Origin of the sequence: Kribbella sp. NPDC051586 (assembly GCF_044453965.1) — a bacterium.
GTDB lineage: Bacteria > Actinomycetota > Actinomycetes > Propionibacteriales > Kribbellaceae > Kribbella.
The window spans coordinates 1,148,222-1,154,557 of the sequence record NZ_JBITDF010000004.1 but is presented as its reverse complement, the minus strand read 5'-3'; the positions used below and the strand labels follow the sequence as shown (position 1 = coordinate 1,154,557).

The following is a 6,336-nucleotide window of genomic DNA, read 5'->3' as shown; positions in this document are numbered from 1 at the left end:
CAAGGCGCGCCCTCGGCGCGGCTGTTTTATTGCCGGCTTCGCGGGGCCGCGGATGGGCCCGGGCTTGGCAACTCCGGCTCGAGGGCAAGGCGCGCCCTCGGCGCGGCTGTTTTATTGCCGGCTTCGCGGGGCCGCGGATGGGCCCGGGCTTGGCAACTCCGGCTCGAGGGCAAGGCGCGCCGTCGGCGCGGCTGTCTTATTGCCGGCACCGCCGGGCCGCGGGACCGGACCGCTGGCGCATGTCCCCGCGTGCGGTTAGCTGTAGTTCGCGGGCAGGGGGCCCGCCGTCGGCGCGGCTGTTTATTGCTGGCTTCGCCGGGTGCCGGGTGCGGCCCACGGCTGCCGCCTCGCCGAGGGCTTCTGCGGTTGGCGAGCAAAGGACGCGTCTGTGGCGCGGCTGTTTGTTGCCGGATTCGCCGGGGCGGGAACTGAGAGTTGCCGCGCTTGGCGGGTGACTGCGGTTTGCGGGGTGTGGCGGGCGAGCTGCGGGCCCTGGACCGAGACTGCGCACAGCTGGTGGGGACTGTGAACAGGTCATAACCTGTTCACAGTCCCCGCGGCTTGTTTACAAGGCCTACGTGGTGTGCGAGGTCGTTAGCCAAGGCGGCTTGGGAAGACTGCAGGTGACGGCGGGCATCTTCGGTGCGGGTCGGCCTATGGCGGGCGTCGGCCGGAGTGCCTTCGGTGGTGCGGGTGGATCCCCCGGCTGCTCGCGCGTCTTGACGCCGTGCGCGAGGCGACGGCGACAGCCGACGTCGGCGTTGGCCAGGTCGCCTGGGTATCGCCTGGGCAGCGGTGCGTCGCCTGGCTGGGGTGGGTCGCCTGCCGCCTGCCGCCTGCCGCCTGCCGCTTGCCGCCTGCCGCCTGCCGCCTGCCGCATGGCGCTTGTTGGTTGTCAGTCGAGGGCGGTGGTGCGGAGGTGGGTCAGGCGGGCTTGGAGGGTGGGGTGGGCGGACAGGACTTCTGCGTTGGCCTCCAGGAGGTCGCGTTCGGCGCGTAGGAGTTCCTTCATCCGGCGTTCGACCTCCTCGAGGTGGGCACGCAGCTCCGTGGCGGTCAGCGTGGAGACGTCGGTGTTGACGAGGCGGTCGGTCTCGGAGGCGTCTGTCATCCGGTGAAGATATCGGTGATCGCGCCCGGAAAAGCAAGCAGCCCTCGGCAACCGGGTGGTTGCCGAGGGCTGCTTGTTCGGAGTTACTCGCCGACGAGTTGGTCGTAGTACGACGTCTCGCGGACGGTGTCGACGCCGTTGAAGACGACGTCGTGGATCGGGCCGTAGCCGGTCAGCGCGGTGGCCGCGCCGTTGGCCTTGCTCATGGCGTAGAGCGTGCCGGTCTGGGTGTTGTTGTCGACGCCCACGATCAGCAGACCGCCACGGTTACCGCAGTTCTCGACGACCAGGGACTCGAAGTTCTGCCAGCCGCCGGTGCGGATCCGCTTGAGAATCGGCTTGGTGGAGGCGGCGGTCGGGATCCGCACGGTCCACAGCGCGCCGGCGGTGGTCGTCATCAGCAGGGTGTCGTACGCCGCGTTCTCGCTGATGACGGTCATCGTCTTGAAGCCCTTGAAGCCCGGGAACGAGCCGTACGACTTGATGCCGGCGCCGACGATCGAGTACCGGTACAGGCTGCCGTTGCTGTTCAGGCCGTACAGGAACGCGTGGCGGGCGTTGTAGGTGTTCAGGTTCGACGTGGCGATCGTCTTGAAGCTCGTCCAGCCACTGCCGACCTTCTTGAAGGTCGCCAGCGGGGCGCGGTCGTCCTCGTAGATGTACGTCGTGTGGCGGTAAAGGTTCCCGCCCTGCAGCAGCAGGCCGTAGTAGTAGAACTGGGTGAGCGCGGCGTTCGACGCCAGGTACCAGGTGGCGTTGGCGCGGGTTCCGACGAACTTGAACGCGTCGTACTGGAGCCCCTGCGCCGGCCGTCCGGCGATCGCGTCGGCCTCTGACACGGTGCCCGCCGCGCTCGGGAAGGCGGTCGAGACCAAGCAGGCCGAGCCGGCTTTGGTGGTGTTCGTCTGCTTGGTCCGGTCGGACCAGGGCTTCGAGTCGGTCGTACCGGCGGTGGCCGGCGCAGACACGACGGACGCAGCGAGCAGGCCCATCCCTGCCATCGCGAGGGCGAGTCGTTGCAGCCTCATGGGCGGATCCTCTTTCAGGAGAAGTCTTTCAGGTCACTTCTCGTCCCATCGCGCCGCGAGTACCCGCCGTTACATCGACCACTGAACGTGACCAGATCGAGATCGCCTTCAGCACCAGCTGAAGGACCCGTCGTAACAAAAGTGCCCCCGGCAACCAATGGTTGCCGGGGGCTACGGAAATCGGAGGGGGTCAGTTGCCGTTCGGGTTCGGCGCGGAGGCGCCTGCGCCGGAGCCGGCCGCCGTGCCGCCGATGGCTACCGGGAGCTCGCCGGTGACGAGGTAGACGACGCGGCGGGCCATGGCGACCGCGTGGTCGGAGATGCGTTCGTAGTAGCGGCTGAGGAGGGCCATGTCGACGGCCACCTCCACGCCGTGCGGCCAGTCCTCGTCCATCATCAGGCGGAACTGGTTGGAGCGGAGCTTGTCCATCTCGTCGTCGCTGGCTTCGAGCTTGCCGGCGGCCTCGACGTCGCGGGTGGCGATCACGTCGCCGGCGGCGTCGACCATCTTGCCTGCGACCGAGCCCATCGACTCGATCACGTCGTGCAGCTCGGCCGGGATCGCCGGGGCCGGATAGCGCATCCGGGCGATCTTCGAGACGTGCGCGGCCAGGTCGCCCATCCGCTCGAGGTCGGCGACCATCCGCAGCGCGGCGACCAGCATCCGCAGTTCGTTGGCGACCGGCGACTGCCGGGCCATCAGCTCGAAGACCTTCTCCTCCACGCCTTCGCCGGCGGCATCGAGCTGGATGTCTGCCGCGATGACCTCCTCGGCCTTGCGGATGTCGGCCTCCAGCAGCGCGGCGGTCGACCGGCGTACGGCGGTGGACACCGTCCGCGTCATCCGTTCCAGTTCGGCGAGGATGTCGTCGAGCTGCTCGTGGTAGGTGTCACGCATGGTGTTCGAATCCGATCTGTGGTGTCCGGTGCCGCGGCCGGGCACCCGCACGGTGCCCGTCCACCGGTGACCGTATGCCGTCGAGGTTGCCGGACGGCGACGAGTGGTGAACGACCGATGAACAGTTAGGTCGTGTCCCGGTCATCCGGTGCTCATTCGGTCTTTCCCTGCTGGTTGCCCGCGTAGCATCGTTGCCGTGGACCCCACGCTGGCTGCGGTGCTGGGCGGCGTCATCGGCGCGGCCCTGGCCCTGCTTTCGCTCGGTGCGATGATGCTTTCGGAGCGGGCCCAGCGCAAGATCCCGGAGACCTCGGACCCGATCGTCCCGGCCGGCGTCGCCACCGTCTTGTCGGTACTGCGTTCGTCGGCGGTCGTGATGGGCCCCGAGGACCAGGTGCTGCAGGCCAGCGCCCCGGCGCACGTGCTCGGCATCGTCCGCGGTGAGCGGCTGGTGGTCGACGACATCCTGACGATGGTCCGCCAGACCCGGCGGGACGGCGAGATCCGCCAGCAGGACCTGGAGATCGTCCGCGGCCGGCTCGGCGCCACGCAGTACGTCAGCGCCCGGGTTGCCCCGCTGGGCAGCCAGCTGGTGCTGGTGCTGGTCGAGGACCGGACCCGCGAGCGCCGGCTCGAGGCGATCCGGCGGGACTTCACCGTCAACGTCAGCCACGAGCTCAAGACCCCGGTCGGCGCGCTGATCCTGCTCGCCGACGCGGTCTCGGAGGCGTCCGACGATCCGGAGGCGGTGCAGCGGTTCTCGGACCGGATGCGGATCGAGGCCTCCCGGCTCAGCCGCCTGGTCAAGGAGATCATCGAGCTGTCCCGGTTGCAGGGCGACGACCCGCTGGAGAACCCGGGCCCGGTCGACGTCAACGCGATCATCGAGACCGCGGTGGACCGCTGCCGGATCGACGCCGACGACCGCGACATCAAGATCGTGGTGAAGACCGAGCCGGACCTCGAGGTGATGGGCAGCGAGGACCAGCTGGCGATGGCGATCGGCAACCTGGTCGAGAACGCCGTCAACTACAGCCCGGACGGCACCCGGGTCGCGGTCGCCGCGCACCCGATCGGCGACCTGGTCGAGCTGACCGTGTCGGACCAGGGCGTGGGCATCCCGAGCAGCGACCTGGAGCGTGTCTTCGAGCGCTTCTACCGGGTCGACCGGGCCCGCAGCCGGGAGACCGGCGGCACCGGCCTGGGCCTGTCCATCGTCAAGCACATCGCCTCCATCCACGGCGGCGACGTACGGGTGTGGAGCGTCGAGGGCCAGGGCTCCACCTTCACCGTGAGACTCCCGCTGCGGCTCGAACCCGCGCCGGGCCAGACCGACTCCTCCAGCCAGGAAGAGCCGGCCGCCTACCTGCCGCCTACCCCCGCAGGTCAGATCGCAAAGGAGACAGCTTCGTGACCCGAGTGCTGGTCGTCGAAGACGAAGAGAGCTACAGCGACGCGCTGTCGTACGTGCTGCGTAAGGAAGGCTTCGAGGTCGCCGTCGCGGAGACCGGGCCGGACGCGCTGGACGAGTACGACCGCGCCGGTGCGGACATCGTCCTGCTCGACCTGATGCTGCCGGGTCTGTCCGGCACGGAGGTCTGCCGGGCGCTCCGCAGCCGGGGCAACGTCCCGGTGATCATCGTGAGCGCCAAGGACACCGAGGTGGACAAGGTCGTCGGGCTCGAGCTGGGCGCGGACGACTACGTGACCAAGCCCTACAGCCCGCGCGAGCTGCTCGCCCGGGTGCGCGCCGTACTGCGGCGTGGGCAGGACGTCGAACTGCTGCCGGACACGCTCGAGGCCGGGCCGGTCCGGATGGACGTCGAGCGGCACGTGGTGACGGTGTCCGGGACCGAGATCCGGTTGCCGCTGAAGGAGTTCGAGCTGCTCGAGATGCTGCTGCGGAACACCGGCCGGGTGCTCACCCGCGGTCAGCTGATCGACCGGATCTGGGGCGCCGACTACGTGGGCGATACCAAAACCCTGGACGTGCACGTGAAGCGGCTGCGCTCGAAGCTCGAGAAGGACCCGTCGAACCCGGCGCATCTGGTCACAGTGCGTGGCCTGGGCTACAAGTTCGAGTCCTGAGTCACATCCCCGCAGGTCGCGACGATCGGCGAGGTTAGCTTAGGCTCTCCTTAGTTGAGGCAATTGGTCTAAGGAGAGTTCATATGTCCTGGTCCCGTACGCGGGTCGCACGAGCTGCCACAGGTGCGGTCGCCGCCGTGCTGCTCGCTACGACCACGCTGGCCGCCTGTGGCAGTGACGGCGACAAGCAGGCCGACACATCGGCCGGTACGGCCGGTTCGTCACAGTCCGGGTTCCCGGTCACGCTGAAGAACACGTTCGGTGACACGACGATCACCAAGAAGCCGGAGCGGATCGTCACGCTCGGCTGGAACGCGCAGGACGTGGTCTACGCGCTCGGCGAGACCCCGGCCGGGATGCCGAAGGTCACCTACGGCCCGACCCCGGACGGTGTCACCGCGTGGGACGCGGACAAGTTCGACAAGTCGAAGACGACGCTGCTCGACACCGGGGACAAGTACCCGTTCGAGAAGATCGCGGCGTTGAAGCCGGACGTCATCCTGGCCCCGTACGAGGGGTTCGACGAGGCGACGTACAAGACCCTGAGCGGGATCGCGCCGACCGTCGCGTACCCGGGAGCTCCGTGGCAGACCACCTGGCAGGACCAGACGCTCCTGGTCGGTGAGGCGCTCGGCAAGAAGGCCGACGCGGAGAAGCTGATCTCCGGCATCGAGGACAAGATCAAGCAGGTCGCCACCGAGCACCCGGAGTTCAAGAACAAGACCATCACGGTCGGCTCGTTCGGCGCGGACAACTACGTCTACATGCCGGGTGACCCGCGCGTGCAGATCCTGAACGAGATGGGCTTCAAGAACGCGCCGGGCGTGGAGGCGCTGGAGAAGACCAACACCAAGAAGGAGTTCTCGCTCGCGATCAGCAAGGAGAAGGTCGCGGACGTCGACGCCGACGTGCTGGTCGCGTACGTCGACGGGATCGGGACGCAGAAGTTCCTCGCCGACCCGGTCTACTCGTCGCTGAAGGCGGTCAAGAGCGGCGGGGCGTACGCGATGCAGGACCAGCAGGTGATCTCCGGGATGAGCGCGGTCAGCGTCCTGAGCGTCCCGTGGGTGCTGGACAAGATCATCCCGGGCCTGTCCAAGGCGGCCTCGGCCGGTAAGAACTGAGCAAGAACTGAGCTTGTACGGCGAGCCTCGGCCACCGGCTCGGCGTACCAAGCAGAACGGGCCGTCCCGCGCCGGGGCGGCCCGTTC

Annotated in this window: 6 protein-coding genes; 3 read left to right on the top strand and 3 right to left on the bottom strand. The window is 68.5% G+C overall.

Annotated features, from left to right (window positions below; all coding sequences use genetic code 11):
• Positions 1–895 precede the first annotated feature (895 nt).
• From ACIA58_RS32370 to phoU, 3 genes are all read right to left on the bottom strand, one after another.
• On the bottom strand, positions 896–1,111 hold the full coding sequence (locus ACIA58_RS32370; RefSeq protein WP_396407605.1) for a hypothetical protein: 216 nt from the start codon (positions 1,109–1,111) through the stop codon (positions 896–898).
• Between the two features lie 83 nt (positions 1,112–1,194).
• Entirely contained in the window at positions 1,195–2,139 is a 945-nt protein-coding gene (locus ACIA58_RS32365) for a hypothetical protein (RefSeq protein WP_396407604.1), read from the bottom strand.
• Positions 2,140–2,329: 190 nt separating this feature from the next.
• On the bottom strand, positions 2,330–3,037 hold the full coding sequence (gene phoU, locus ACIA58_RS32360) for a phosphate signaling complex protein PhoU (protein WP_396407603.1): 708 nt from the start codon (positions 3,035–3,037) through the stop codon (positions 2,330–2,332).
• Positions 3,038–3,233: 196 nt separating this feature from the next.
• Here phoU and ACIA58_RS32355 point away from each other — a divergent pair, with 196 nt between their 5' ends.
• The 3 genes from ACIA58_RS32355 to ACIA58_RS32345 all read left to right on the top strand — a co-directional run bounded on the left by ACIA58_RS32355 (position 3,234) and on the right by ACIA58_RS32345 (position 6,249).
• Complete coding sequence (locus tag ACIA58_RS32355; RefSeq protein ID WP_396407602.1) at positions 3,234–4,451, top strand: sensor histidine kinase; 1,218 nt, start codon at positions 3,234–3,236, stop codon at positions 4,449–4,451.
• Positions 4,448–5,125 carry a response regulator transcription factor gene (locus ACIA58_RS32350; RefSeq protein WP_130383318.1) on the top strand — a complete coding sequence of 226 codons (678 nt, stop codon included), beginning with the start codon at positions 4,448–4,450 and terminating at the stop codon, positions 5,123–5,125. Before ACIA58_RS32355 ends, ACIA58_RS32350 begins: the two co-directional genes overlap by 4 nt.
• An 83-nt stretch (positions 5,126–5,208) precedes the next feature.
• Positions 5,209–6,249 (top strand): iron-siderophore ABC transporter substrate-binding protein, encoded by a 1,041-nt coding sequence (locus tag ACIA58_RS32345; RefSeq protein ID WP_396407601.1) that lies wholly within the window; start codon positions 5,209–5,211, stop codon positions 6,247–6,249.
• Positions 6,250–6,336: the final 87 nt, after the last annotated feature.

Coding starts and splice junctions, on each gene's coding strand:
- ACIA58_RS32370 (WP_396407605.1), bottom strand. CDS start 1,111: ATGACAGACGCCTCCGAGACCGACCGCCTCGTCAACACCGACGTCTCC.
- ACIA58_RS32365 (WP_396407604.1), bottom strand. CDS start 2,139: ATGAGGCTGCAACGACTCGCCCTCGCGATGGCAGGGATGGGCCTGCTC.
- phoU (WP_396407603.1), bottom strand. CDS start 3,037: ATGCGTGACACCTACCACGAGCAGCTCGACGACATCCTCGCCGAACTG.
- ACIA58_RS32345 (WP_396407601.1), top strand. CDS start 5,209: ATGTCCTGGTCCCGTACGCGGGTCGCACGAGCTGCCACAGGTGCGGTC.